Genomic DNA, 24,037 nt, shown 5'->3' with positions numbered 1-24,037 from the left:
GGAAAGCGGCTGGCGGGCGAAGTAAAGAAGCGAATTGGGGCGGCTAGTAGCAGGCCCAGAGGTCGTCGAAAGCGTCCAGCCCGAACACGTAGGTTTCGTTTCCGGTGTCGAGGTTGCCCATTCCGGCCACCAGGCTGCCGCTGCCCGGCTGGCCTATTTTGCCCCACTGCTTCCATTTGCAATTGTAATTCCAGAGCACGCCGCCACCGTCCTGCAGCAGCACGACGGGTTCACTGCCCGGGGCCATGACGGTGCCCAACGGCAAGGCCAGCGGCCCACCCGCCGGCTGGCCCGGGTTGGTCCACTGCCAGGCGCTGCCGTTCGGCGAGCAAGCCCACAGGTTGCCCTTGACATCGAGCGCAAACACGTTGGGCTGGCCGCCCACCGCGATGCCCCCCGCGCCCTGGACGGCCTGCAAGCCACTGGGTTGATTCAGCGTGCTCCAGACGGGTGCCCCCTGGTTCAGCCAGCCTCCCCACAGGGTACCCACGTCGTCGAGCAAGAAAGCGCTACTGCCGTGGCTGGTCATGAGGGCGGCCACGGGCTCCAATCCCGCGTCGCCGCCCGCCGGCTGGCCCAGGCTGGTCCACAGCCCGCCTTTGGCGTAGTCGCATTGCCACAAAATGCTCTTGTCGTCGAGGATGTAGACCGTAGAAAATCCGTTGCTGTCCACCGTGCCGGCGGCGTGCAGCAGCTGGCCCGTGGTGGGGGGCTGGCCCTGGCGGTCCCACTGCCAGTTGGGGCCGTTGAGCCAGCAGGTCCACAGGGCGCCTTTGTGGTCGAGCAGCAGCACGTTGGCACATCCGTCGATAAGGGCCGGGCCCACGGGCCGCGCCAGTGGCACGCCGGGGGGTTGGTTCAGGTTGGTCCACTGCCAGGTAGTGCCATTCAGCCAGCAGCTCCACAAGTTACCCTTGTTGTCGAGGCCAAACACGTTGGGGTTGCCTCCAGCGTTGCTGGTGCCCGCCGAGGCCACGATGTGCACGCCCGAGCCAGGCGAGCCCAGCTTGACCCAGCGAAAGGCACTGGGCGCACTGCCCGCGGGGTCAGTTGCCGGATTGGGGGAGTTATTGGGTTGTTCTGCCATACCGTAAGCGCATTAAGGAGTGAGCGTTAACCGGCCGCCGCCGTGGCAGCCGGGGCAGCAAACATACGCCAAGCTGCGGTACTTGCCGGGAGTATTTTACTGGCTGCCAGCTCTGTTACTGCCCTGTTGGTTCAGCCGTCCTATTATCGGTCCGCGCGGCCCGTTGCCACCGCGTCTAAAGTGGCTCAGAAACCACCGGTACCCCGGCCGCATTCGCGCCACCTACATCCGCGAAGTGCAGGGGCCCGCCATCGTCGGCCCCATCAGCGAGAAGCTGAAAACCCAGGACGTACTCATGCTGCTGGTGGCCGATTACGCCACGGCTGCGGCGCATGCGGTGGGGCTGGGGCTGGTAGGGTAATCCATTACCGCCCGCCTACTCCACCGCAGCCGCTCGCCGCGCACGGGCTACACGCAAAGGGCCCGGCACACGACCGGGCCCTTGCGCTGTGCGACGGCCGTGGCGCCTATTTAACCAGGGTGGCTTCCAGCTCCACGCTGAGGTTCGCGAACAGGCCTTTGACTTCCAGCAGCGTGGTGGCCTGCCGGACGCAGTGCCGGGCCGTCCATTCCTGGTAGACATCGGTGCAGGTGGTGAAAAACTCCGTCACCGAGGTGGTGTACACGTTCAGCCGCGCAATGCCCCGGCACTCGTAGCCGGCCTCGCCGATGAGCTGCTCCAGGTTCTGGAAGGTTTGCAGCAGCTGGCTGCGCATGTCGGCGGTGCTGGGCCGTCCTTCGGCGTCGAGGGCCACCAGCCCCGAGCAATAGAGCGTGGCTTCGGGCTGCTTGATTTCGACGGCTTGCACCGAGTTGGTGCGCTCGCCCCATATCCAGGGGTCAATGGTTCGCTTTTCCATTTGTTGATTTGTGGGGTTGGGTAAAAGGTGTTTGTCGTTTGACCCCACAAAATTTCCCGCCGCACCTGACAGCCCTATGTCAGCATCTTTTCGGGCACGCAAAAAAAATCGTGCGCCCGCTGGGCCAGCTCGCGCAGGTGTTCGCGCAGGGCCAGCGGCTCCACCGCCACCACGGCCCCCGCGTAGGGCAGCAGCCAGCTGGCCAGGTACGTCAGCGAGCCCAGCAACAAGGTCATTTCCAGGCGGCCATCGGGCAGCGGCTGCTCGTGGGCCCAGCCGTACTGGCGCTTGGTGTCGTGCAGCTGCTGCACCGTGGCCGGCGGCAGCGCCCCCAGCTGAAACCGGAGCACTACTTTTTCGCGCGGCCGCCGGCTGGCCTCCTCCTGCCAGTACTGCTGCAGGGTTTCGGGGCGCGCCGCAAACACTTCGGTGGTCGTTTCCAGGTGCTGGATGCGGTCGAGGCGGAAGTCGCGGAAGGCCTGCCGCAGCCGGCAATAGGCCACCACGTGCCACTGCCGGCCCCGGTACAGGCCAATGGGCTCCGCGGCGCGCGTTTCGGGCGCGGCGTGGTCGGCGGCCTGGTAGCGCAGGCGCACCACTTGCTGCGTGGCCACGGCCGTGAGCAGTAGCTGGTAGGCGTTGGGGCCGTCGGCCGGGCCGCGGGGTTGCAGCACCTGGATATGGGGGCTGAGGGTTTCGAGGTGGTCGCGGTCGGCGTGGCGCAGCACGGCGCGCAGCTTGTCCATGGCCGCGCCGCTGAGTTGAGCCGTGGGCGCGTCGGTAAGGCGGGCGGCCAGCTTTTCGGCCGTGAGCAGCGCCGTGGCTTCCTCCCGGGTGAACATGACGGGCGGCAGCCGGTAGCCCTCGGCCAGCGAGTAGCCCACCCCCGGCTCGCCAAACAGCGGCACGCCGGCTTGTTCCAGCGTGCGCAGGTCGCGGTACACCGTGCGCAAACTCACACCAAACCGCTCGGCCAGCGCGGGCCCACTCACCACGCGTCGGGTTTGCAGCTGGATGAGAATGGCCGTGATGCGGTCGAAACGGTTCATGGTAGCGGATTAAGGCCGGCCAAGCTACGCAGGAGATGGACGTTTGGGGCGCTGCGGCGACAGCGGCCAGGAAGACGCCTGCATCTACCGCGAAGTGGTGCGCCGCCACCCCGGCCGCATTGAGGCCATCTACATCCGCGACGTGCAGATTCCCGAGCGCGCCGCCCTCGTCGGCCCCATCATCGGGGAGCTGAGCGCCGAGCACGTACCCATGCTACTATCGGCCGACTATACCACGGCGGCGCACGCGGTGGGGTTGGGACTGGTGGGGTAGTATTTTTCATTTCAAATATGCACTGTTTCAGCTTGCGGGGCCACGCCAATGATGCAAGCTGCAATGCGGTAATCCACGGTCGGCAACACTCCTGACTCTTCTAGTAAGTGCTGCAAAACTTCAGAGGTCAGGGATACTTCGGCCCAATGCTTCTTTAGCGTTTTGAGACTAATGATATGGCGGTGATTTTTATTGGCTTGGCGTAATCGCCTTACATGAGGCAAAAGCAATTGCAGCCAATGCGCAGCCAGCCGCTCAAAATCCACCATCATTTCCTCCCGTCCTACATCAGAACCGCCTATGGATTTGACTGGTTGAAATAAACTCAGAACCTGCCGCAACAAAAAAGTACGTGAGTCGGATGTTGCTTTACTTTTATCAATATGCTTCAGGTGCAAGCGCACAATATCTTCGCCCACTTCCAATGCCCGGCGGGCGCGGTGAGGCAACAACTGACGCTCGGCTGCTTGTAGCTTCTGTAAAAAGTGATTTAGGTATGCGTCGCCATCTTCCCAGGCCAAAGAATTAGGCGGCTGTCCACTCAATCGAGCCCGTAGCGCATGACAAATTCGGGCTAAATCAGATTCTGGCAGCTCGTCGTCTATCAACAGATACCAGTTGCCGCTACGGGTTGTGCTACTGCGTAGGGCGAAAAATGCCCACGCCTTCTCCGCAGCTACGTAGCTCACACGGCATTTAATAGATTCACGTGAGGACCATATTTTTTCGTAAACTGCTTGCGGTACTAATTGATTAGCCCCTGACATCTTCAATTCGCGTACCGGTTGTAATGCGTCTTGAAGTCCTGTCCAACGGGCTTCATCACGGCCAGCTTGGCGAAACGGATTCAGCGACTTGGTGATACTGTTATGTTCTAGCCCGTCAACGTACTCCGCCAAATGCTCGTCAGGTAGCACCAGATTATTTCCTATCAATTGGCCCGCATGGCGCAAAGCTTGGATAAGATGCTCGTCGGCTTTTAGCGAAAAGGCGGAACTGTCCTTTGGCCAATAAGAAGAAATAGTTTCGTGCGGACTGTCGAGGCGGTCGAGGCGTCCCAAACGCTGCTCGGCTACCCGCAGCACGGTAGGCATATCGAGTTGCACCAGGGCCGAGGTCTGCTGAAGGTTGAGGGATTCCGATACCACATCCGAGCAAAAGGCCACAATCCCGCGGGCCGTTGAGCCAAGCTTGAAATCAGTCTCCAACCGTTTGCGGGCGCGCTGTTGCGCTCCCGTCACGGTGAAGCTCTGGTATTCAGTCAACGCCTGCTCCTCAAATAGCATCCGTAGGCGCTCTAGGGTAATCAGGGAATGGTCGAAAGCCAGAACCAAGTCATTGCCTTCGCTCAGCAGTTTGGCAATGAGCCGCACTTTGCCGCGCTCCCGTGATTCGGTGAGTTGGTCGAGCAGCGCCAATATTTCCCTGTAAACGGCCACCTCAGCAGCGCATTGAGTCTGCCAAGAAGCTAGCTCGTACAGCCAGAGTTGGGGCACTAATACGTCTGGTAGTTTATCGGCGTCACGCTTGGGTAATTTCCCCTTGGCTAGCACTTCTTCCAATTGCTGAATGACGCCCTGAGTTCGGAGCCGGGCGGCAGGCAATTCGGTCAGACCAAATTTTGTGGCTGCGTCCTGCGCTCCGGCCAGGTGCTCGTGCAAGGCCGCATTGGATGAGCGCAAGGCCTGCCGTAGACTAAAACGCGCTAGATACGGAGCCAACTCTACGCGCTTTTCCAAATAGCGGCGCTTTTCATCGTCAGTCAAATAGTGGCTCTGTTTGGGGTCAAGGTCAAGTAGGTAGCGTATACCTACGAGCTTTTCAGCAGCTTCTCGCATCTGCTCCGCAATTCTCTGGTCGGCGGCAGTTTCTTCGGTTTTGTATGGTTTGGGCTTGTGCTCGGGGTAATTGCAGCCCCGCAGTGGGGCTGGTCGCTCGTATTCTTTCGGCTGGCGCTTTATCTGGCTGGTGAGTTCGTACCGGGTACGGCGCAATAAGAACTGGCCCACAAACTGCCGAAGTTGTTCCACGTCAGCGTCGGCAAACTTGCGCAGGGGTTTGCTGCGCAGCCGCTCCAGTGTGAGCAGGTCAGTATCAGACAAATTATCCACGTCCAGCAATTCTATGAGGCGCAGTAAGTCGGTAGCATGCTTATTCAGCGGCGTGGCCGTAGTCAGCAGCAAATGCTGGTAGCTGTGCTGCACGAGTTGTTGGGTGCGCAGACTGCGGGCATTCAGGTAGCGGTGTGCTTCGTCAAGTACTAATACATCGGCTGCTTGTAGCTCCTGACGGATGCCATGCGGGTCTGGTGAACCCTCCTTTTTGCTGAGTTGTCCACCTGAAATGCCCACTAGTCCCGCCCGGCCCAATTCGAGGCACCAGCTTTTCCAATCTTTCAGAATAGCAGGCGGTGCAACCACGGCTAAGTTAAGCGGGCGGGGCTGCCGGGCTTGCTTGCGACGCTCGAGGGCCACCAGCAAAGTGCCTACTAATTTCGTTTTGCCCGAACCAGTGGGGTCGGCCACCAGCACGTTGCCGAGGTGGTCGAGCACGTAGAGCGCCTGCGCCACACCCTGCCGCTGGTGCGGCCAAAGCTTAGGCGCACCGGCCAATAGGCCACCGGTTTCAAACAAGGAATCGCCTTCCAAAATTTCGGCAATGGCACGGGCTAGGGCCTCGGGCCAGGTCACAACCTGTAGCAGCGACTTGAGTAGCTCCACAGCCCGCTTGTTGTAATCTACTCCCGCATCCCAAAAATTCTGCCCCAGTTGCTGCACGTATTCGTAACGCTTAGCAATGGCACGGCTGCGGCTGTGTCGTTGAAACCGCACGTTGGCTTCAATCTGGCGATTCATGCCCAAGCCATAAGGGCTGAAGTTGCTCGACCCTAACATGGCATGGGTATCACCCACGTATAGCTTGGCGTGCAGCCCTTCCAACAGCCGCATTTTCAACCATCCTTCCGGCTCTTCCAGCAACGCAATTGTGCGCAAAATAGCCCCGCCGTGGATAATCGAAATTCCACGTTTCAGCCAGTAGTCCCGAATTTCATCGGCCAGTGGCTGATGCACCGGCCAGCCTTTTTTGTCTCGGGGTCGAGGCTCCTGCTCAAATCCCAGCATCACCCGTACCGCCCGAAAAGTGGGCAGGTCATATTTATTGCCTCCAAACAACGTTACTAATTCGCTCAGCGAAGTAAAGCCCGTCAAGATGCCGTATTCTGTCGACGCTTTCAAATCGCGCAGAAACCACGGTTCCACCCGCAACTGCCTGGGGTGCCAATTGATAGGCTGCAAATGTTGCGGCGGCCACTTTGGGCCGTCAAAATCTAGGCTATGCTGGGTAGAATTAGGTTTGGGCATGATACGAGAGGAGGATAAATTTTTTATAGAGCAAATTCATATGCTTCCCTCCTACCATTCCAGACGCTGAAATACTCCCACTAAATCATGTTGATACAACGCGCTAGTGGTAAGTATAACATAAACTTCGAAGGTAACGCTTATAGCAAATTTGAAGGAGTGAATGGGAATGAATTAACTATAACATGTGACTTATTAGCGAAGGCAAAAGGGTGCGAATGAGTAGGCACGAACTAAATAAAGAAGGGGCGTTCTAGGTATTTTTATAAATAAAAGCCCTCTTGCTTCCGGTTCTCAGCACTTGTCAAATCCGGAAGCAAAATATTTCCGCAATAGCTTCCGGGTTTTTACGTTGCTTAAATACCGGAAGCAACTCAAATCATGCCTACTACTACCGTGCTACTAGCCCGTTTGCGCGAATGGTTTGGTCTAAGTCAAACTGAATTAGGCAGCTATTTAGGTCTTCAAAGAGAAGTGATATCCCAAGTCGAGCGCGGCATCCGCCCCCTGCCGCTCCCGGCTGCCCTGCCGCAGGCGGCCCTCACCCTGGCCTACCACAACACCCCGGCCGAACCCGAACCGGAAGCCCCCGACGCGCACGCGCTGCACAAGCAGCAGCGCGCCTGCCAGCTGCGGGCCGACCAGCTCAGCCACGAGCTGGACCAGCTGCCGGCGCGGGCAACCTGGGCGCGGCGCCGGCTGGCAGCCCTGCCGGTGCTCACGGCCGCCCTGACGCCGGCGGGCGGCGCGGCCCCGGCCTGGCTGGCCACCTTCGAGGCAGAGGCCCACGCGGAGCTGGCCCGCAGCGGCAGCACCGCGCAGGCCCGGCTGCGGGTGCGCATTGCCGGGCTGCGGGCCAAAGCGGACGCCACCGCGCAGGAGCTGGCCGCAACGGAATAGCCCTGAAAAGATTGTGTGATTTACTGCACGATATTGATTGGTTAATAGCGGTTTAGGGGCAAGCGGAGCGCGGGAGCGAGCCGGCAGTTTCAACTACCCTTTTTACTGTTTACAATTATGGCTTTTTCCGTAAATCTGCTTACCACGCAGGCCGAGTGCGACGCCCTGCTCGCCACCAAACAGCGCGAGCGCACCGGCCTGGTGAACCGCCTCAACAACCTCCAGTTTCAACTCGATAACTGGAACGACGCAACCAGCGCCGCCACCGAGCTCACCGCTACCCAGGCCCTGATTGCCGGCCTCTCGCCCGTAGTAGCGGCCCTGGCCGATGGCGACGACAAGCGCCGCAACCAGAACATGCTCAACCGCTACGAAACCCGCGCCAACAACCTCACCAGCAAAGTGGAGAACTACGGCACCACCGCCCTGCTCGAAAAAGAGCTGGACCGCGATACCCTCACCGGCGACATTGCCACCCTCGACACGTTCGTGACCGCCGTCACGGACCGCCGCGAAAAGCTGTAGCGCCGGCTCTCAAGTAAACAAAAAGCCCGCTCCGGCCCGGAGCGGGCTTTTTGTTTGTGGGTAACTCCGCAGAATGGATGCCCCCGGCCCCGATAGCTAACTGCCGCAGTCCCACCGGCGCGAGTGGCACGAGCCGCAAAACATCGGCCGCCCTCAGCCGATAACAGCAGTACCCCCCCACCGCCAACCCCGCCCAACCGGGCTATCTTGCCGCATGCAGCACCAGGAACTTGAAGCGCCGGCCGCCCTACAAGATGCCATCCAGGACTTTTGGTATCTCCGCCAGGACTTTGGCGAGCAGCCCGGCCGTTTCGAGGTGACGCCGGATGGCTGCGCCGAAATCATCTTCCATTTCGGCCAGGGCTGCAGCCTGGCTACCCCCGGCGGCCCGCAGTCCCTGCCCTCCCCGTTTCTGGTGGGCTTGCTCAACCAGCCCATCCACTTCCACGCGCAGGGCCGCCTTGAAGTCATCGGCATCAAGTGCTTCCCCTGGGCCGTGTTCGAGCTGCTGGGCCTGCCGGCCGGCCCCGGCGGCGTGCGCGAAATGGCGCACCCCATTGCCCGGCTGCAAGCCCCGCTGGCCCAATGGCTGCAAGCCGGCAACGTCGCGGCCGCCCTGGCCGAGGTCTGCCACTACTTTGAGCAGGCCCGGCCGGACCAGGCCGGCAGCCCGCTACTAAGCAAAGCGGGCGGGGCACTGCGGGCCGCCGGCGGCACCCTCCCCGTGAGCCAGGTAGCGGAGGCTGCCCACGCCACGGTTCGCACCCTGGAGCGCAGGTTCAAGCAAGCGGCCGGGCGCAGCGTAAAAGACATTTCGGGCCTGATGCGCTTCGAGCAGGCCCGCGACCACCTCTGGCTGCACCCCACCGCCAGCCTGGCCGGTCTGGCGCAGGACCTGGGCTACACCGACCAATCGCACCTCGGCCGGGAATTCAAGCGCTACAGCGGCACCACGCCCGCCGCCTTCGCCCGCAAAGCCACCCGCTGGCAACAAACCGTTAGCACCGATTTTGTCGCGTTTATGCTAGCCTAGGCTCCCCGCTACCCGGAATTTTGAGGGGCCATCAGGCAAGCAATAGCCCCTCAAAATCAACCGCAAATGGAATCCGCCCACGGAAAGCACGTCCTCATCTCCGGCGCCAGCATCGCCGGCATCTCACTGGCCTACTGGCTGAATAAATTAGGCTACCGCGTCACGGTAGTAGAGCTAGCCCCCGCACCCCGCACCGGCGGGGCCGCCATCAACGTGCAGGGCCTGGCCCTGGACAGCGCCCGTCGCATGGGCATCTTCCCGCAGCTAAGCGCCCACCGCCTGCAGCTGGAGCGCCTGGAATTCAAAAACGCCGCCGACGAAACGGAAGGCTCAGTGCAAATGCAAAACCCCGACGCCCTGCTTTCCGACGACGACATCGAGGAAGTAGAAATTGAGCGCGCCGAGCTAATAGACATTTTAGCCAACGCCGTGAAAAACGAAGTTGAATTCCTGTTCAACAACCGCATCACCGCCCTCCGCGAAACCGCCGATGCCATGCAGGCCACCTTTCAGGACGGGCTGCCCCGCAACTTCGACTTGGTATTTGGCTGCGACGGGCTGCACTCCGGCGTCAGGAAGCTGTGGTTTGGGCACGAGGCCGAGTACGCCCACTTTATGCAGCATTACTCCTCGCTCACCATCGTCAACCGCTCGCTCATCGCTCCCAACACCGCCCAGCTCTACAGCATACCCGGCAAGGGCATCATGCTGAATGCCTACAACGGCAAGACCGATATTATCTTCTGGTTTTTCTCTGAGAATGAAATCCCCTACGATTACCGCGATGCCGAGCAGCAGCGGCAACTGGTGGTAGCGCAGTTTGCCGGCCAGGGCTGGCGCACCGCCGAGTTGCTGGAAGCCGTAAACCAGGCCGGCATTTCTTATTTCGACAAATTCAGCCAAATCAAAATGCTGTCGTGGACCAAAGGCCGCGTCGCCCTGGTGGGCGATGCCGGCTATTGCGCGTCGCCCGCGGCGGGCATTGGCGCCTCGCTGGCCATGGCCGGGGCCGCCGCCGTTGCCCAGGCCCTGGAGCAACACGACGGCGACTTCGAAGCCGCCTTTTGGGCCTACAACCAACACCTGCGGCCGTTTATCGAGGAAACCCAGGCCACGGCCCTCACCATGCTCCACGACTTTTTCATCCCCAAAACCGAGGAGGCTATTTACGCCCGAAACACGCAGGGAATCCCTTTTTAGCGGGTGCTCTTGCTTTGGAAAGGTGACGAGGGCAACAAACCGGGTGCGGGGCCGGCAATGCAGGTACAGCGCCTGCGACCACCCTGCCCGCCCCGCACCCGGCCGGCCGCTACTTCCCCGGCTTCAGGTTCCAGTAGCTTTTGCCCCCTACCGACACCTTGGTTAGCGAAGGGCGCTGGTCCGGCCGCTTCCGGCCCACAATCAGCCCGCCCAGGTCGGTGAGCACCAGTGGCACGTCGGCGATGTAGGAATGGCCCAGGCCAAAATTCAGCCCCAGCGCCTCGGGGTCGGCCTCCGAGGCCACAATGGTTTCCATGCCCCGCATCGTGTAGGGCACCTGCGCGTCCACCAGCCCCAGCCGGGCATACCGGCCGTGGGCCAGCCGCGAAGCCTTGAGCGCCTTATCGCCGCTTGAGGCGTAGAGCGTGGTATGAATGTGGCTGCGCGCCAGCACCGGGGCAATGTTGCGGTTGAACACGGCGGCGTCGATGTCGGGCGCGGCTAGTATCAGCTCCTGCACTTTCGGGGCCAGCCCGGGGTGCTCCGTCAGCACGTCGCGCATGGCGCGGGCCACCAGCCGGTTGCCCATGCTGTGCGCGATGATGTATACCTGCTGCGCGTTGGTTCGCGTCAGAAAATCCACCAGAAACGTCTTAAAGTCGTCCTGCGCCCATTCCGCGTTCTGCTCATCCACCACGTAGGATTCCACGGCTGCCTGCGAGGGCCAGCTGAAAAACATCGGCACGCCCGGGAATTTCAGGTCGTAGTGCATCTGGGCCGTGCGCCGCGCCGCCTCGGCATACGACACGTTGTAGCCGTGCACGAACACAAACGCCGCCGGCTGGGCGCTGCGTGCCACCTGCGCGCGCAGCTGCTCAAAGAACGCCGCGTTGGCCAGCACCTGGTTGCTTTGCAGCACCACGTCCACCTGGGGGTCCTCCCGCCCGAAGAAGCCGGGGCGCTCCATGCCTCCCTTCTTGTGAATGCCCGGGATGGTGACCAGCGCCGTGCCATAGCTCACGCCCCGGCCCCGGGTAGTGCCAAAGTCCGTTAGTGCCCCCGCCGTCTTTTCAGCCTGGCGGTCAGTGGCAAAATACACCTGCACCTTGGCAAAAGTCTCGGCCTTATCCGCCGGCCCCGCCGGCCCCACGCTCCCAACTATCATCACCAAATCCTTCTTTCCCGACAGCAGGTAGAACGTGGGCGGCTCGAAGTACTGCTTCCGATAGCCAAAATCTGCTTTGTCGATGTGGTACGGCCGCGTGGCAAATCCCAGGGAGCTTATAGCCAGGTCACACTCCCCAAAAGGCAGCAGCCAGCAGGCTGAATTTGCCGCTTGAGTCGGTTGCTACGCCCACGTTTTTGCCTTGCACAACCACCGTGGCTCCCACTATCGGGTGCCCGTGCGCCGAATCCAGCACCATGCCCCGCAGTTGCACCAGCGAATCGAGCGGCTGGGCCGCCAGTGGTGTCTGCTGCTGAGCGCTGGCCCCCAGGCGCACGCCCAGCAAGCCGGCCAGCATCAGCCACCGCCCCTCGCCCTTCCACTTCACCCACCTGTTTGCCGGGGCTGTGCCCTGGCTGCACTTTTTGCTAACCATTGTGCTCAAAAGGAAAAGCCGTGGGCAATAAGCGCCACGGCCCTAAAGTAGTGATTAATTACATAAAATTCAGTCTTTATGCAATTAAATCGTTCAGCTTGGTTTCCTTTTCAGCCCCGGCGCTAGTTGGTATGGTCGGCCACTACCACCCACCGGCCATCAATCTGACGCAGCACCAACAGGAAATACCCCTGCAAGTCGCCCAGTGTCGCCGGTCGCGCCAAATGCCAGTGCCCCACCACCTGCGCCGCCGTGGGAGCCACCAGCGTCACCCGCAGCCCCGAGAAATCCAGTTGGCCCATAGCGGCCGCGTCGGGGTAATTTTTCTGGTAGTTGGCCATCGTGGGCTGCCAGCCGTAAGTCGGCCCCTTCCGCCCGATAAAAACCAGCGAATCGGACTTCCAATATCCCTCCATGAAACCCGGGATGTCGCCTCGGTTCCAAGCCGCCGTCTGGGTCGTGAGCACCTGCACGATGGCTTGGCGGGCAGCGGCGGGGTCGGTAGTGGCAGAAGGGCGTGCCGCAGTGCATCCGGCCAGCCCCAGCCCAACAGTCATGCAGAGCGCAGCGAAGCATCTCGCCCGCTTCGTCCACATCATTGGTTTACTGTCTCGGGTAAGATGCTTCGCTGCGCTCTGCATGACGTTTTGACTACTGATTAACAAATAATAACTGCCGACCTCTACCCCTATTTCAACATCTCTGCCACGTACCGCGTGCCGCCCAAGTTGCGCATCAGCCGCAGCACCCGCAGCTGCTTGGCCCGCGCTACCGGCCCAGGATTTGAGGCACGGAAGCGGAGCGGGTTGGGCAGCACGCCGGCCAGCAGTGCTGCCTCGGCCGGACTCACCTGGCTGGCTGGCTTGCCGAAATAGCGCTGGCTGGCGGCCTCTACCCCGAAGGTGCAATCCCCCATTTCGGCTACGCTGAGGTACATTTCCATGATGCGGCGCTTACTCCACAGCGTCTCAATCAGCACCGTGAAATACGCCTCGGCGGCCTTGCGCACGTAGCTGCGGCCCTGCCACAGAAACACGTTTTTAGCCACTTGCTGCGAGATGGTGCTGCCGCCCACAATGTGCTTGCCGTCGCCGTTCCAGTTCCGCTTGGCAGCTTTGGTGAGCGCGTCCAAGTCGAACCCGTGGTGAATCAGGAAGCGCTGGTCCTCGGCCGCCACTAGGGCCAAAGGCACGCTGGGCGCTACTTCATCGAGGCTGCGGAACCGGTAGCGAATGTGTCGGGGCTCCTCCTGAATGCCATAGTAGCCCAGCCCCACGGGCGCGTGGGCGCGGCGGTCCAGCATCAGCCAGGTGGCAGGGGGCGATACCCAACGGTAAATCAGCACCCAGGCAATGGAGGCCAGAAACAGGGCGGCCGCTACTTGCAGCAACAAGCGGCCGGTTTTTTTGAGCAGTACGGAAACGTCGGGAATCAGCTTGGCAGCAGGCATGGGGCACAAAAGTAGCGCGCCCGGCGGGGTTTCGGCTTTCGCACCTACCTTGCCGCGGCTTCATCTGCTACGGGTTCCGTCTGGCCGCCCAAAACCCAACCGCCCGCTCCCGTTGTTGGGTTGGTAGTTACAGTCCTCTTTCGTTTCGCTGCCCATGGCCCGCCTGATTCCGCTGTTTCCCTTAAATCTGGTTGTTTTTCCAGGCGAAAAACTGAACCTGCACATCTTCGAGCCCCGCTACCGGCAGCTGGTGCGCGAGTGCATCGAGCAGAACACCACCTTCGGCATTCCGCCCTACCTCGATAATTCCCTGAGCGAATTAGGCACCGAAATGCGCCTGGTGAGTGTGGAGCAAACCTACGCCAGCGGCGAACTCGACATCCGCACCCGGGCCGTGGGCGTGTTTCGCATCAACAAATTCTACCGCCAGGCCCCCGGCAAGCTCTACGCCGGCGGCCTTATCGAAGAAGTGGTGCAGGACGACGAGGCCGACCCGGTGCTGCGTGAAATCATCACCAAACAGGTCCGCCAACTCTACGAAGCCCTCGGCCTACGCAAGCTCCTGCTGGAGCTGCCCGCCGACTACTGCATTTTCGACGTGGCCCACCACATTGGCTTCAGCACCGAGCAGGAATACCAGCTTCTGGCCACTACCAGCGAACAGGAACGCCAGGAAATGGTGCGCGAGCACCTCGACACCATCCTGCCCGTGGTGCTCGAAACCGAGCGCCTCAAGGACCGGGTGCGGCTTAATGGCCATTTCAAAAACCTCACGCCGCCTAACTTTTAATTGCCTGTCATTGCGAGTGGAGCGCAGCGCAACGCGGCAACCCGTCTTCTCGCTGCGACCAGCTCTAAGATGTAATAAAGCTTTTTTATCGACAAAAGCCCCGACACTGACTGAGCAGGGTCCGGGGCTTTCTGATATAAGAGAATGTCTGGGTTTGAGAGGACAGATTGCCGCTGCGCTCCACTCGCAATGACAGACGGAATTATTGCTTCAATCCTGCTGGTACGCCCTGCGGATACTCGGCGGCAATTTCCTTCTGCAACTCGCCGATGCGGTTGCCCGGGTCGGGGTGCGTGCTCAGAAATTCGGGCGTGCTGCTGCGGCCTTCTTGGCTTTGCAGCATTTCCATCACTTTTATCATCGAGCGGGGGTCGTAGCCGGCCTGGGGCGTGAAATCCACGGCCAGCTTATCGGCCTCCAACTCATCATTGCGGCCGAAGCGCAGGGTTATGACCTTGGCAATGGCGGCAGCCACCGCCGCCTTCGCCACCGAGCTGCCGGGGCTGTTGGGGTCATAAGAAGCAATGGTTGCGGCTCCAGCCAACCCCTGTGTCAGGTTCGACTTTGCTACCTGTGCCGCCGAGTGGCGGCCCACCACGTGGCCAATTTCGTGGGCCAGCACGCCGGCCAGCTGCCCTTCAGAGGTTAGGTTTTTGAGCAGGCCCTGGGTGATGAATACCTGCCCGCCGGGTAGCGCAAAAGCGTTGATTGTCTGGTCATCGGCCAGCAGGTGAAACTGGAACTTGTAGGGCGTCTGGCCGGCTTTCGTGCTGCTGATGATTTTCTGGCCCACCGCCTGCACGGCGGCCGTGGCGCGGGCATCGGGGCTTTCGCCGCCATACTGAGCCGCCATTTCGGGGGCGGCCTGCACGCCCAGGGCAATTTCCTGGTCGGCACTCATGTTCACGTGTTGGGTTTCACCGGTTACCTCATTTTTGGAGGTATTGAAATAGTAGCCGAATAGGGACACCGCCGCCACGATGATGGCAATGATGAAGCGGAGATTTAAGCGCATGACAGGGGAAGAAAAAGGGTGAAAAAGAAACGGGCGCAGCCATAGCTCACTGCTACGGGCTGCGCCCGATGCGCTTTAAACGCACCCTTCCGCTTCTGGTTATTCCGAGTGCCTGCTTTTATTGCATCCGTCCCGCCCCTCCGCGCTGGCTGGCAAACGCCGAGGCCGCCGTATCCACATTCAGCCACTGCGAGCGGTAGCCCGCCCCCGCCGGCCCGTGCAGGTATATCACACTGCCCCCCCGAATGGTTTTCACAATGGCCGCCGTTTCGGCTACCGGCAGGGCCGGGCAACCCTGGCTGCGCCCCAGGCGGCCGTGGGCTTTCACAAAGTCTTCGCACACGTAGTCGGCCCCGTGCACCACCACCGCCCGGCTCTCGGCATTGGAATTGAAGCCCGGGTCCATGCCCGCGATTTTCAGCGACAAACCGTGTTTGCCCATGTAAGTAGTTGGGGCCGTGCGATAAAACCCCAAGCTGCTCATCTCCGAGCCGTCCTTATTAGAAAAAGCCAGCGGCCGGTCTTCCCCGCTCGCCTTGCCGTGTGCCACCAGCGTATGAAACAGCACTTTGCATTTTTCTACGTTGATTACCCACAGTCGCTTTTGCTGGCTGGATTGGCTAAAGTCAATTAGCGTGAGCACCGGCGGCGCGGCCGCGTAGTTGCCCGTCGAGCGCAGGTTATAGTAGCCCACTAGTCCTTCCCGAAACACCGGCAATGACAGCCCGGATGCCCCCAGGCCCATTTTGGCATACATTGCCATGGCTTGCTGCATAAACGCCACCTGATAGTAGGCCCGCCGCGCAGGTGCCGGCAGCGCCCCTACGGCTGCTTTTTGGCTCTGGGCCACCACAGGGTTGGCAGCAGCAAACAAGCACAATAGCGCAATAGTGGAAAAAAACCTTCTAGTCATCAAATAATTAAAGCTATATGAGATTTGAATAATTTTTATACAAGCCCCAATACACCGCCAAGCCAAAAATAGTGCTTAGTTTCGCTAAGTCACTACCTCTTCCAAACGTTTATTTCCGTTTTTTCTGATGTCAGCCGCTTTTTTTTCATCATTGTTTAGGCAACTGACCGCCGTTACGTTTGGCAGCGCCCTCCTGTTTGGCTGTGGGCATGCCCTGCCCCGGGTGCCTGGTTTTGATGCCGCTGCGTGGCGTGCCGACCCATATGCCTGCAAAAACCAGCGGCGGGCGGCGGTGCCGGCCCTCACCCAGGCCAAAGAGCAGCTCTACGAGGCCCGGGCAGACGACGTGAATGCCCTGCTCGGCCCGCCCGATGAAGAGGAGTTGCGGGCCGGCACCGAAAAAGTTTACTTTTATTACCTGGAGCCCGGCTCCCAGTGCAACGCGGGCCACGCCCGTTCGGGCGCGCCCTGCATCAGCCTGCGCTTTGGCCCGCTGGGCACCGTCACAGAAGTGCTGACCGACCCACTCTCATCAAAGTAAAAAAGGCCCGCCAAATTAATGGCGGGCCTTTTTTACTTTGATGGAGCAATTATTAGCCGAGTCCGTTGCCGGTATTGGCCGGTGCGTTGTTAGGCTGGCCGTTTTGCTGCTGGAGCTGGCTGAGCTGCGAAGGCGTGAGAATGCGGCTGCATTCCTGCTCAAACTGGGCTTCCAGCTCGGCCGTTTTAGCGGCGCGGGTGGCTTCATCGGCTTTGTATTGCTGGTCAATGCTGTGCAGGCCAGCAAGCTTGGTACGGTTCAGGGGCAATAGCTTCAAAAACTGCCCCTCATTGAGTTGGAGGCGCTTAGTCATCTCCCGAGTTTCGGCTACGGCGGCTTCCTCAGCAGACGATTTCCGCGCCAGGTTGCTTTTAACTGCCGGGTGTTCGGAAAGCCGGTCAGCCATCTGTGCACGGGCTGAGAAAGAAGCCAGTGCAAAAACGATTATGAGAGAATACTTGGACATAAAAGACATCTTTTTGTCAGCAAACAAGTGCTGATTTTCTCCTAAACGCCTGCAAGTTATTATTTAGTTTCTGTTTTGTCTAATTTTTCTTATAAAATCTAAAAAACACAATACTGCTGGGCTCAAAAAAAGGCCCTCGAAAGGGCCTTTTTTCGTTAAACATTCACTCGCAAAGCATTTACAACCAATTACTCGATACCAGCTATAGCCTGATGCTCAGAGGCTTTAAAGTATTGCATGGCAATGAGCGACGTAACCACGCCAGTCATGGTGCCCAGTAGGATGATGCCCAGGCCCCCAATGAGTACTCCGAGGTCGGCACCGAACAAGTCGCGGGCCTGAATTTGCCGCACCGCAGCCTGGCTAATGCCACCCAACAACCAGAAGAATGCGCCCAGCAACACCGAGGCTGACAAGGCCGTGATGATGCCTGTACTAAACCCTTGGAAGTAAGACATGTGCCGCCCCTTTGCCTGCTTAAGCCGGCGAATAGCCAGCACCACGCCGGCCGCCAGAATCACGATATCAAGCGTGCCAGCTTCGATTTGACCAAGAAAACCAGCCGCGGCGGCAATGCCCGTGTAGGCTGCCAGCACGGCGGCCGTGATTACGCCCATGCGGAAGCCGTTGCTTTCGGAAGTCAATTGATTGTCTGCCATGCCCGTAAGTGGTAAAAAGTGAAGAATAGGCCGACTCGCCGGCAACTACTGCTATGCTTGCTATACTTGTCCCGGCAGCCGAGGGTTGTATCGAAAAGGCTCGGGGGCGTGGGCCACACAGTGCGTGCCCCCGGGCACTAATTGCCTTGCTAGTTAGTTATTTTCGTCAGGCTTGTCAACTACTTTTTTCGCAACGATTCCAACGGGAGTCCTGTTGCGTAATTTTGCCGGGCTGCCGCGTGCCAAATGCGTGGTTTTTGTGAGCTACTATTTTCTGACTGAATGATTTCCACCTCCAATGTGAGCCTGCGCTACGGGAAGCGCGTGCTGTTTGAAGACGTTTCCGTTAAATTCCTGCCTGGCAACGTATATGGCCTCATTGGGGCCAATGGCGCAGGTAAATCAACTTTCTTGAAAATCCTGGCGGGCGAAATTGAGCCCAATACCGGCTCGGTGGAAATGCCGGCCGGCCAGCGCCTGGCCGTGCTCAAGCAGAACCAGTTTGCCTACGACGACCAGCCCGTGCTGCAAACCGTGATTCAGGGCCACCAGCGCCTGTCGGAGGTGATGAAGGAAAAGGACGCCCTCTACGCCAAATACGACGCGGGCACGGCCACCGATGCCGACGGTGAGCGCCTGGGTGTGCTGGAAGGCGAGTTTGCCGATATGAACGGCTGGGACGCCGACTACCAGGCCGCCGAGCTGCTCTCCGGCCTGGGCATCACCGAAGACAAGCACTACTCGCTGATGGCCGACCTGGGCGCCAGCGAAAAGGTGCGTGTGCTGCTCGCCCAGGCCCTGTTTGGCAACCCGGACGTGCTGCTGCTGGACGAACCGACCAACAACCTGGACGCGGAGAGCGTGCTCTGGCTCGAGAACTTCCTTGATAACTTCGAGAATACGGTGATTGTGGTGAGCCATGACCGCCACTTCCTCGACGCTGTGTGTAACTACATGGCTGATTTGGACTTCTCGAAAATTACGATGTACCCCGGCAATTACTCGTTCTGGTACGAGAGCAGCCAGCTGGCCCTGCGCCAGCGCCAGGACGTGAACAAGAAAACCGAAGACAAGCGCAAGGAGCTTGAAGAGTTTGTGCGCCGCTTCTCGGCCAACGCCTCGAAATCGAAGCAGGCCACCAGCCGCCAGAAGCTGCTGCAAAAGCTGACGCTGGAAGAAATCAAGCCTTCATCGCGCCGCTACCCCTACATCGCCTTCAAGCCCGAGCGCGAAGCCGGCAACCAGCTGCTGGCCGTGGATGGCGTGAGCAAGACCGTAGACGGCCAGTCGGTGCTGAAAAACGTAACCTTCACGCTTGACAAGGGCGATAAGGTGGCCATCGTGGGCCGCGACGACCGGGCGGCTTCCCTCCTGTTCGACATCATTTTTGGCGAAGCCAAGGCCGATAAAGGTGAATATAAGTGGGGCACCACCATCACACCCAGCTATTTCCCGAAAGAGAACAGCGCCTTTTTCCAGGCCGATAACATGAACCTGGTGGACTGGCTGCGGCAGTATTCGGTGGACAAAGACGAAAGCTTCGTGCGCGGCTGGCTGGGCCGGATGCTGTTTTCGGGCGAAGAGTCTCAGAAAAAGCCCAACGTGCTGAGCGGCGGCGAGAAAGTGCGCTGCATGCTCTCGAAAATGATGCTGGAAAGCGGCAACGTGCTGGTGCTGGACGACCCAACGAACCACCTGGACCTGGAAAGCATTCAGGCCCTGAACAACGGCTTGAAAGAGTTCAGCGGCTCGCTCATCTTTGCCTCGCACGACTTGCAGTTCATCGACACGGTGGCCAACCGCATCATCGAACTCACGCCCGATGGCATCATCGACCGGCGCATGAACTACGAAGAATACCTGGCCGATGAAACTCTGAAGGCCCAGCGCCAGAAAATGTACCAAATGGCCTAAGCAATCGACGAATGGCGGCCGGAAAATGAATAATTTTCCGGCCGCTTTCGTTATCTGGCTAAGTACATTTACCCTTCTTACGTCCCTTTACTTCCTTCGCATGAAACGTCATTTGCTTCCGGTACTGCTGTTGGTTGCGGCGGCTGGGCTGCCCACCTTCCGGGCCCAAGCCCAGGACAAGCCCGTGCTAAACACGGCCCCGCCTGCGCCGCAGCCCGCCCAGCCCCGGCCCGTTGAGCCCACGCCGGCCCCCGCCTCTACCCCGGAACCCACGCCCGAGCCAACTTACAACGCCCCGGTGCAGTCGACACCCGACGCGCCTTCGGGCCTGGATTTTCCCAACCGCAAGAATACCAAAGCCGGAGGCGCCGAAGACAAGCCGCCGACGAGAAAATTCATCTACACCAACTTTGGGTTGGGCTTTAGCTCCTACAACAACCTCAACCAATTCAACGTGAGCGCCTCGCCCGCGCTGGGTTTCCGTCTCACCGACAAGTTTGCCGTGGGGCCGGGCATCTCCTATGCCTACAGCAGCTACAGCCTCGATAATAGCGCGCGTAATGCTGGCTATGTCCTGAACAGCAAAGGCGACAAAAGCATTAACTCCAGCAGCGTGGGCCTAAAAGCCTTCGCGCAGTACATCGTGTATAAGGAGTTTTTCGTGCACGCTGAGTACGAAGTCACCAACGCGGAGCTGATTGACGTGGATGGCACCAACGGCTATTACAAGTACAAGCGCACGGTGGCTACGCCGCTAGCCGGCATCGGCTACCGCTCCTACCTGGGCCAGAACGCCGCCGCCGACATCGTGGCCCTGTATAATTTCGACAACTCTGTTTTTTCGCTTTATCCCGGGCTGGTTATCCGCTTCAGCTTCCTGTTCAACATTGGCAAATAGCTGAACCGAACAAACACAAAAAAGCCGCTCCATTGCCGGAGCGGCTTTTTTGTGTTTTTAAATTAACCCTTGCGGGGTGCTTTAGACCGCGCTTCGGCCGCTAATAACACGCAGCAGGATGGCGATGATGGCAATAACCAGCAGGACGTGAATGATACCGCCGGTGAAGTAGCCGCCGAAGAAGCTAACAGCCCAGATGATGACCAGAATGACGGCGATGATATACAGAAGGTTGCCCATGGCTTGGAGGTATTAAAGAAGAATGAAGGGGAGGTGAAAAAATGTTAGAGAAGTGTCTCTGGAGCTTTGTACGGGGTGTTTATTAAAAGGATATATTAATTGAAAAAATATTTCATTAACCGCAAACAAAAACGCCGGTTACTGATGCTACCGTAGCTTTGTGGCGACGGCCCGACGGGCTGTCGTTCTCATCCCACCCATTCTTTTTCCGATACTTATGAACGTCGCCGTTATTGGCTCCGGCACCATGGGCAATGGCATTGCCCACGTATTTGCGCAGCACGGTTTTTCGGTCTCCCTGATTGACATCAACCAGCCGGCCCTAGACCGCGCCCTGGGCACCATCACCAAAAACCTGGACCGCCAGGTGGCCAAAGCCACCCTGAGCGAGGACGACAAAACGGCCACCCTGGGCCGCTTGAAGACGTTTACTTCCATCGAAGCAGGCGTGGCCGGTGTGGGCTTGGTGGTGGAGGCCGCTACCGAAAACGTGGATCTCAAGCTGCAAATCTTCCGCGACCTGGACCAATACGCACCAGCCGATGCCATTCTGGCTTCGAATACGTCGTCGATTTCCATCACCAAAATTGCGGCCGTGACCAAGCGGCCCCAGCAGGTGATTGGCATGCACTTCATGAACCCCGTGCCGGTGATGAAGCTGGTGGAGGTGATTCGGGGCTACGCCACTTCGGATGCCGTGACGGAACGCGTGATGGACCTGTCGCGCCAGTTGGGCAAAACCCCGACCGAGGTGAACGACTACCCCGGTTTCGTGGCCAACCGCATTCTGATGCCCATGATAAACGAGGCCATCATCACGCTGTTTGAGGGCGTGGCCGGCGTGGAGGAGATTGACACGGTGATGAAGCTGGGCATGGCTCACCCGATGGGCCCGCTGCAGCTGGCCGATTTTATTGGCCTGGACGTGTGCCTGGCCATTCTGCGGGTGCTGCACGAGGGCCTGGGCAACCCCAAATACGCCCCCTGCCCGCTGCTGGTGAACATGGTGATGGCCGGCCGCCTGGGCGTGAAGTCGGGCGAGGGCTTCTACCAGCACACCGCCGGCTCGAAGGAGCTGGTGGTGGCCGCGCGGTTCCGGAAGTAGGAGCAGTAGATAATAAGAAAGCCGTTCGCACGCCCGTGCGAACGGCTTTCTTATGTACCGGAAGTGCCCTGTACGCCCGTGCACCGGCTTCCAGTTGGTGGTGGGCCAAGGCTGTAAGGAAATAACCTGCGCTACGTCTACCGCGTTGTTACCAACAACAACGAATCAATTCCCTACTCATGCAAAAAGCAACATTTGGCGCCGGCTGCTTCTGGTGCGTCGAGGCCGTATTTCAGAATTTGAAGGGCGTGGAAAAAGTGGTATCGGGCTACACCGGCGGCCGCATTTCCAACCCCACATATAAAGAAGTATGCAGCGGCCTCACCGGCCACAATGAGGTTATCGACATCACCTTCGACCCGGCCGTCATCAGCTACAAGGAGCTGCTCGAAATCTTCTGGAAAACCCACGACCCCACCACCCTCAACCGCCAGGGCAACGACGTGGGCACGCAGTACCGCTCGGGCATTTACTACCACAACGAGGAGCAGCGGCAGCTGGCTGAGGAGTATAAAAAGAAGCTCAACGACAACCAGGCCTTCCCCAACCCTGTGGTGACGGAGATTCTGCCCGCCCCGGCCTTCTACCCCGCCGAGGACTACCACCAGAACTACTTCAACCTGCACGGCCACGAGCCCTACTGCCAGTTTGTGGCCCGGCCGAAGGTGGACAAGGTGAAGGCTTTATTCTCTGACAAATTGAAGGCTGGCGTTTAATTCATTTGCTTTGCTACGATAAAAAAGCCCGCTGATTAGCGGGCTTTTTTATTGGCCATGGCGGCAAGGTCGGCCTCCATAATATCGAGCCTAGTTAAGAATTCTTCAGCGTATTCCCACGGATTGTTTTCGCGCTTAGTGGCTTTTTCCGCTTCGTGCCTTTGTCGTCTAAATGCATCGGTAGCCATTCGCAGTATGGCTTTATCAGCTTGACCTGCGATTTTGAATTGCCCAAATGCAGTTGCAATTACGGCTTTATCAGTTTCGCCATTCAATGATAATTCATCCCGCGACATGACATCCAATTGTGCGGGTTCTATTACGTCCAGATAAGTGGCATCAAATCCCCACTCATTGACTATCATATTGCGGAGAAATGTCGCCGCTTTAGCTCCTGCGGTGCGCTCCTGATACCATTCTTCGAGATTGGCTAAAGTATCGTTCCCTGAATCATTGCCGAAAGGGGAAAAGTCATCTCCTTGGTCGTAATAGAAATCAGCCGTTGCGTGCTCAACAAAGACAGGATGGCTCGTTTCCCGAGCCAATCCTTCTTCTTGGTCGTCAAAATAGTACGTACTCATACATTAAACCGACACCCCGAAATCCCGCAGCGCGTCGTTGAGCGACGTCTTCAAATCGGTGCTGGGCTTGCGCTGGCCGATGATGAGGGCGCAGGGCACTTGGTACTCGCCGGCCGGAAATTGCTTGGCGATGGAGCCGGGGATGACCACCGAGCGGGGCGGCACGTAGCCTTTGTATTCCTTGGGCTCGGGGCCGGTGACGTCGATGATTTTGGTGCTGCCGGTGATGGTGACACCCGCGCCAATCACAGCTTCCTTGCCGATGCGGCAGCCTTCCACCAGAATGCTGCGCGAGCCGATGAAGGCGCCGTCTTCGATGATGACAGGGGCAGCCTGTACAGGCTCCAGCACGCCGCCGAGGCCTACGCCGCCGCTCAGGTGCACGCCCTTGCCCACCTGGGCGCAGCTGCCCACGGTGGCCCAGGTGTCCACCATCGTACCCTCGCCCACATAGGCGCCGATGTTGGTGTAGCTGGGCATGAGAATCACGCCGGGGGCCAGAAACGCGCCGTAGCGGGCCACAGCGGGCGGCACTACGCGCACCAGTTGGCCAGCATAGTCGGTTTTGAGCAGCATTTTGTCGTGGTACTCAAAGGGGCCTACTTCCTGCGTGCTCATCTGACGGATGGGGAAGTAGAGAATCACGGCCTTTTTCACCCACTCGTTGATGGTCCACTCGCCGCCGTCTTCGGCGGGCGGGGTGGCCACGCGCAGACGGCCTTTGTCGAGCTCTTCGATGACGTGCTCGATGGCGGCTTTGGTTTCGGGGTTTTGGAGCAGGGCGCGGTCGGCCCAAGCGGCTTCGATTTGGGTTTGCAGGTCAGCCATTGGAGAAGGCGGAAAGATGAATGAGAGAAA

27 protein-coding genes are annotated in these 24,037 nt (G+C 59.4%); 12 read left to right on the top strand and 15 right to left on the bottom strand.

What is annotated here, in order from left to right:
* Nucleotides 1-43: 43 nt before the first annotated feature.
* Entirely contained in the window at nucleotides 44-1,087 is a 1,044-nt protein-coding gene (locus tag I7X13_RS02995; protein WP_198074288.1) for a hypothetical protein, read from the bottom strand.
* 163 nt (nucleotides 1,088-1,250) lie between these two features.
* Here I7X13_RS02995 and I7X13_RS02990 point away from each other — a divergent pair, with 163 nt between their 5' ends.
* Nucleotides 1,251-1,448, top strand: a complete 198-nt coding sequence (locus I7X13_RS02990) for a hypothetical protein (protein ID WP_198074287.1) — start codon at nucleotides 1,251-1,253, stop codon at nucleotides 1,446-1,448.
* A 106-nt stretch (nucleotides 1,449-1,554) separates the two neighbouring features.
* On the opposite strand, the gene I7X13_RS02985 is transcribed toward I7X13_RS02990, so the two are convergent.
* Both I7X13_RS02985 and I7X13_RS02980 read right to left on the bottom strand, forming a co-directional pair.
* Nucleotides 1,555-1,947: a RidA family protein gene (locus tag I7X13_RS02985; protein ID WP_198074286.1), complete on the bottom strand. Its 393-nt coding sequence runs from the start codon at nucleotides 1,945-1,947 to the stop codon at nucleotides 1,555-1,557.
* Between the two features lie 74 nt (nucleotides 1,948-2,021).
* Complete coding sequence (locus I7X13_RS02980) at nucleotides 2,022-2,996, bottom strand: helix-turn-helix transcriptional regulator (RefSeq protein WP_198074285.1); 975 nt, start codon at nucleotides 2,994-2,996, stop codon at nucleotides 2,022-2,024.
* 43 nt (nucleotides 2,997-3,039) lie between these two features.
* On the opposite strand from I7X13_RS02980, the gene I7X13_RS02975 reads away from it, so the two are divergent.
* On the top strand, nucleotides 3,040-3,270 hold the full coding sequence (locus I7X13_RS02975) for a phosphatase domain-containing protein (protein WP_198074284.1): 231 nt from the start codon (nucleotides 3,040-3,042) through the stop codon (nucleotides 3,268-3,270).
* A gap of 11 nt (nucleotides 3,271-3,281) precedes the next feature.
* Here the strand turns inward: I7X13_RS02975 and I7X13_RS02970 are convergent, their stop codons facing one another.
* Nucleotides 3,282-6,632: an SNF2-related protein gene (locus tag I7X13_RS02970; protein ID WP_198074283.1), complete on the bottom strand. Its 3,351-nt coding sequence runs from the start codon at nucleotides 6,630-6,632 to the stop codon at nucleotides 3,282-3,284.
* Between the two features lie 381 nt (nucleotides 6,633-7,013).
* On the opposite strand from I7X13_RS02970, the gene I7X13_RS02965 reads away from it, so the two are divergent.
* The 4 genes from I7X13_RS02965 (at nucleotide 7,014) to I7X13_RS02950 (ending at nucleotide 10,290) form a co-directional block, all read left to right on the top strand.
* Nucleotides 7,014-7,532 (top strand): helix-turn-helix domain-containing protein, encoded by a 519-nt coding sequence (locus I7X13_RS02965; RefSeq protein ID WP_198068277.1) that lies wholly within the window; start codon nucleotides 7,014-7,016, stop codon nucleotides 7,530-7,532.
* Between the two features lie 117 nt (nucleotides 7,533-7,649).
* On the top strand, nucleotides 7,650-8,057 hold the full coding sequence (locus tag I7X13_RS02960) for a hypothetical protein (protein WP_198074282.1): 408 nt from the start codon (nucleotides 7,650-7,652) through the stop codon (nucleotides 8,055-8,057).
* Nucleotides 8,058-8,271: 214 nt separating this feature from the next.
* Nucleotides 8,272-9,090 (top strand): helix-turn-helix domain-containing protein, encoded by an 819-nt coding sequence (locus I7X13_RS02955; RefSeq protein WP_198074281.1) that lies wholly within the window; start codon nucleotides 8,272-8,274, stop codon nucleotides 9,088-9,090.
* A gap of 66 nt (nucleotides 9,091-9,156) precedes the next feature.
* Nucleotides 9,157-10,290, top strand: coding sequence for an FAD-dependent monooxygenase (locus tag I7X13_RS02950; protein ID WP_198074280.1), 1,134 nt, complete (start codon nucleotides 9,157-9,159; stop codon nucleotides 10,288-10,290).
* A 109-nt stretch (nucleotides 10,291-10,399) separates the two neighbouring features.
* Here I7X13_RS02950 and I7X13_RS02945 read toward each other — a convergent pair whose 3' ends face one another.
* The 4 genes from I7X13_RS02945 to mtgA form a co-directional block, all read right to left on the bottom strand.
* Nucleotides 10,400-11,455 (bottom strand): alpha/beta hydrolase, encoded by a 1,056-nt coding sequence (locus I7X13_RS02945; protein WP_198074279.1) that lies wholly within the window; start codon nucleotides 11,453-11,455, stop codon nucleotides 10,400-10,402.
* A gap of 127 nt (nucleotides 11,456-11,582) precedes the next feature.
* On the bottom strand, nucleotides 11,583-11,891 hold the full coding sequence (locus I7X13_RS02940; protein WP_198074278.1) for a carboxypeptidase-like regulatory domain-containing protein: 309 nt from the start codon (nucleotides 11,889-11,891) through the stop codon (nucleotides 11,583-11,585).
* A 122-nt stretch (nucleotides 11,892-12,013) separates the two neighbouring features.
* Nucleotides 12,014-12,448 (bottom strand): YybH family protein, encoded by a 435-nt coding sequence (locus tag I7X13_RS02935; protein ID WP_198074277.1) that lies wholly within the window; start codon nucleotides 12,446-12,448, stop codon nucleotides 12,014-12,016.
* Nucleotides 12,449-12,579: 131 nt separating this feature from the next.
* Nucleotides 12,580-13,341, bottom strand: a complete 762-nt coding sequence (gene mtgA / locus I7X13_RS02930; protein ID WP_198074276.1) for a monofunctional biosynthetic peptidoglycan transglycosylase — start codon at nucleotides 13,339-13,341, stop codon at nucleotides 12,580-12,582.
* Between the two features lie 154 nt (nucleotides 13,342-13,495).
* Between mtgA and I7X13_RS02925 the strand changes: the two genes are divergently transcribed.
* Nucleotides 13,496-14,131, top strand: coding sequence for an LON peptidase substrate-binding domain-containing protein (locus tag I7X13_RS02925; protein ID WP_198074275.1), 636 nt, complete (start codon nucleotides 13,496-13,498; stop codon nucleotides 14,129-14,131).
* 202 nt (nucleotides 14,132-14,333) lie between these two features.
* Here the strand turns inward: I7X13_RS02925 and I7X13_RS02920 are convergent, their stop codons facing one another.
* Together I7X13_RS02920 and I7X13_RS02915 are read right to left on the bottom strand one after the other, a co-directional pair.
* Nucleotides 14,334-15,146 (bottom strand): M48 family metalloprotease, encoded by an 813-nt coding sequence (locus I7X13_RS02920; protein ID WP_198068268.1) that lies wholly within the window; start codon nucleotides 15,144-15,146, stop codon nucleotides 14,334-14,336.
* Nucleotides 15,147-15,264: 118 nt separating this feature from the next.
* On the bottom strand, nucleotides 15,265-16,020 hold the full coding sequence (locus tag I7X13_RS02915; RefSeq protein WP_211531958.1) for a murein L,D-transpeptidase catalytic domain family protein: 756 nt from the start codon (nucleotides 16,018-16,020) through the stop codon (nucleotides 15,265-15,267).
* A gap of 190 nt (nucleotides 16,021-16,210) precedes the next feature.
* Here I7X13_RS02915 and I7X13_RS02910 point away from each other — a divergent pair, with 190 nt between their 5' ends.
* The gene (locus I7X13_RS02910) at nucleotides 16,211-16,600 is read left to right on the top strand and encodes a hypothetical protein (protein WP_198074274.1); all 390 of its coding nucleotides are present in this window, start codon (nucleotides 16,211-16,213) and stop codon (nucleotides 16,598-16,600) included.
* A gap of 52 nt (nucleotides 16,601-16,652) precedes the next feature.
* Here I7X13_RS02910 and I7X13_RS02905 read toward each other — a convergent pair whose 3' ends face one another.
* A complete protein-coding gene (locus I7X13_RS02905; protein WP_198074273.1) occupies nucleotides 16,653-16,913 on the bottom strand; it encodes a hypothetical protein in 261 nt (86 codons plus the stop codon).
* A gap of 341 nt (nucleotides 16,914-17,254) precedes the next feature.
* Nucleotides 17,255-17,725, bottom strand: a complete 471-nt coding sequence (locus tag I7X13_RS02900; RefSeq protein WP_198074272.1) for a hypothetical protein — start codon at nucleotides 17,723-17,725, stop codon at nucleotides 17,255-17,257.
* A gap of 282 nt (nucleotides 17,726-18,007) precedes the next feature.
* On the opposite strand from I7X13_RS02900, the gene I7X13_RS02895 reads away from it, so the two are divergent.
* Together I7X13_RS02895 and I7X13_RS02890 are read left to right on the top strand one after the other, a co-directional pair.
* Nucleotides 18,008-19,639, top strand: coding sequence for an ABC-F family ATP-binding cassette domain-containing protein (locus tag I7X13_RS02895; protein WP_198074271.1), 1,632 nt, complete (start codon nucleotides 18,008-18,010; stop codon nucleotides 19,637-19,639).
* 100 nt (nucleotides 19,640-19,739) lie between these two features.
* A complete protein-coding gene (locus I7X13_RS02890) occupies nucleotides 19,740-20,537 on the top strand; it encodes a PorP/SprF family type IX secretion system membrane protein (protein WP_198068262.1) in 798 nt (265 codons plus the stop codon).
* 81 nt (nucleotides 20,538-20,618) lie between these two features.
* Here the strand turns inward: I7X13_RS02890 and I7X13_RS02885 are convergent, their stop codons facing one another.
* Entirely contained in the window at nucleotides 20,619-20,777 is a 159-nt protein-coding gene (locus tag I7X13_RS02885; protein WP_198068261.1) for a lmo0937 family membrane protein, read from the bottom strand.
* 217 nt (nucleotides 20,778-20,994) lie between these two features.
* Here I7X13_RS02885 and I7X13_RS02880 point away from each other — a divergent pair, with 217 nt between their 5' ends.
* On the top strand, nucleotides 20,995-21,882 hold the full coding sequence (locus tag I7X13_RS02880; protein WP_198074270.1) for a 3-hydroxybutyryl-CoA dehydrogenase: 888 nt from the start codon (nucleotides 20,995-20,997) through the stop codon (nucleotides 21,880-21,882).
* A gap of 179 nt (nucleotides 21,883-22,061) precedes the next feature.
* Nucleotides 22,062-22,598, top strand: a complete 537-nt coding sequence (gene msrA / locus I7X13_RS02875) for a peptide-methionine (S)-S-oxide reductase MsrA (protein WP_198074269.1) — start codon at nucleotides 22,062-22,064, stop codon at nucleotides 22,596-22,598.
* Between the two features lie 35 nt (nucleotides 22,599-22,633).
* Here the strand turns inward: msrA and I7X13_RS02870 are convergent, their stop codons facing one another.
* Both I7X13_RS02870 and I7X13_RS02865 read right to left on the bottom strand, forming a co-directional pair.
* Nucleotides 22,634-23,179 carry a hypothetical protein gene (locus I7X13_RS02870; protein WP_198074268.1) on the bottom strand — a complete coding sequence of 182 codons (546 nt, stop codon included), beginning with the start codon at nucleotides 23,177-23,179 and terminating at the stop codon, nucleotides 22,634-22,636.
* A gap of 3 nt (nucleotides 23,180-23,182) precedes the next feature.
* Complete coding sequence (locus tag I7X13_RS02865) at nucleotides 23,183-24,007, bottom strand: 2,3,4,5-tetrahydropyridine-2,6-dicarboxylate N-succinyltransferase (RefSeq protein ID WP_198074267.1); 825 nt, start codon at nucleotides 24,005-24,007, stop codon at nucleotides 23,183-23,185.
* Nucleotides 24,008-24,037: the final 30 nt, after the last annotated feature.

Origin of the sequence: Hymenobacter negativus (assembly GCF_016056375.1) — a bacterium.
In the GTDB taxonomy this organism is placed as follows: domain Bacteria; phylum Bacteroidota; class Bacteroidia; order Cytophagales; family Hymenobacteraceae; genus Hymenobacter; species Hymenobacter negativus_A.
Note: the sequence above shows the minus strand (reverse complement) of the source record. Positions and strands in the feature narration are given on the sequence as shown.

Coding starts and splice junctions, on each gene's coding strand:
- I7X13_RS02995 (WP_198074288.1), bottom strand. CDS start 1,087: ATGGCAGAACAACCCAATAACTCCCCCAATCCGGCAACTGACCCCGCG.
- I7X13_RS02985 (WP_198074286.1), bottom strand. CDS start 1,947: ATGGAAAAGCGAACCATTGACCCCTGGATATGGGGCGAGCGCACCAAC.
- I7X13_RS02980 (WP_198074285.1), bottom strand. CDS start 2,996: ATGAACCGTTTCGACCGCATCACGGCCATTCTCATCCAGCTGCAAACC.
- I7X13_RS02970 (WP_198074283.1), bottom strand. CDS start 6,632: ATGCCCAAACCTAATTCTACCCAGCATAGCCTAGATTTTGACGGCCCA.
- I7X13_RS02965 (WP_198068277.1), top strand. CDS start 7,014: ATGCCTACTACTACCGTGCTACTAGCCCGTTTGCGCGAATGGTTTGGT.
- I7X13_RS02960 (WP_198074282.1), top strand. CDS start 7,650: ATGGCTTTTTCCGTAAATCTGCTTACCACGCAGGCCGAGTGCGACGCC.
- I7X13_RS02955 (WP_198074281.1), top strand. CDS start 8,272: ATGCAGCACCAGGAACTTGAAGCGCCGGCCGCCCTACAAGATGCCATC.
- I7X13_RS02950 (WP_198074280.1), top strand. CDS start 9,157: ATGGAATCCGCCCACGGAAAGCACGTCCTCATCTCCGGCGCCAGCATC.
- I7X13_RS02945 (WP_198074279.1), bottom strand. CDS start 11,455: ATGATAGTTGGGAGCGTGGGGCCGGCGGGGCCGGCGGATAAGGCCGAG.
- I7X13_RS02940 (WP_198074278.1), bottom strand. CDS start 11,891: ATGGTTAGCAAAAAGTGCAGCCAGGGCACAGCCCCGGCAAACAGGTGG.
- I7X13_RS02935 (WP_198074277.1), bottom strand. CDS start 12,448: ATGACTGTTGGGCTGGGGCTGGCCGGATGCACTGCGGCACGCCCTTCT.
- mtgA (WP_198074276.1), bottom strand. CDS start 13,341: ATGCCTGCTGCCAAGCTGATTCCCGACGTTTCCGTACTGCTCAAAAAA.
- I7X13_RS02925 (WP_198074275.1), top strand. CDS start 13,496: ATGGCCCGCCTGATTCCGCTGTTTCCCTTAAATCTGGTTGTTTTTCCA.
- I7X13_RS02920 (WP_198068268.1), bottom strand. CDS start 15,146: ATGCGCTTAAATCTCCGCTTCATCATTGCCATCATCGTGGCGGCGGTG.
- I7X13_RS02905 (WP_198074273.1), bottom strand. CDS start 16,913: ATGACTAAGCGCCTCCAACTCAATGAGGGGCAGTTTTTGAAGCTATTG.
- I7X13_RS02900 (WP_198074272.1), bottom strand. CDS start 17,725: ATGGCAGACAATCAATTGACTTCCGAAAGCAACGGCTTCCGCATGGGC.
- I7X13_RS02895 (WP_198074271.1), top strand. CDS start 18,008: ATGATTTCCACCTCCAATGTGAGCCTGCGCTACGGGAAGCGCGTGCTG.
- I7X13_RS02890 (WP_198068262.1), top strand. CDS start 19,740: ATGAAACGTCATTTGCTTCCGGTACTGCTGTTGGTTGCGGCGGCTGGG.
- I7X13_RS02885 (WP_198068261.1), bottom strand. CDS start 20,777: ATGGGCAACCTTCTGTATATCATCGCCGTCATTCTGGTCATCATCTGG.
- I7X13_RS02880 (WP_198074270.1), top strand. CDS start 20,995: ATGAACGTCGCCGTTATTGGCTCCGGCACCATGGGCAATGGCATTGCC.
- msrA (WP_198074269.1), top strand. CDS start 22,062: ATGCAAAAAGCAACATTTGGCGCCGGCTGCTTCTGGTGCGTCGAGGCC.
- I7X13_RS02870 (WP_198074268.1), bottom strand. CDS start 23,179: ATGAGTACGTACTATTTTGACGACCAAGAAGAAGGATTGGCTCGGGAA.
- I7X13_RS02865 (WP_198074267.1), bottom strand. CDS start 24,007: ATGGCTGACCTGCAAACCCAAATCGAAGCCGCTTGGGCCGACCGCGCC.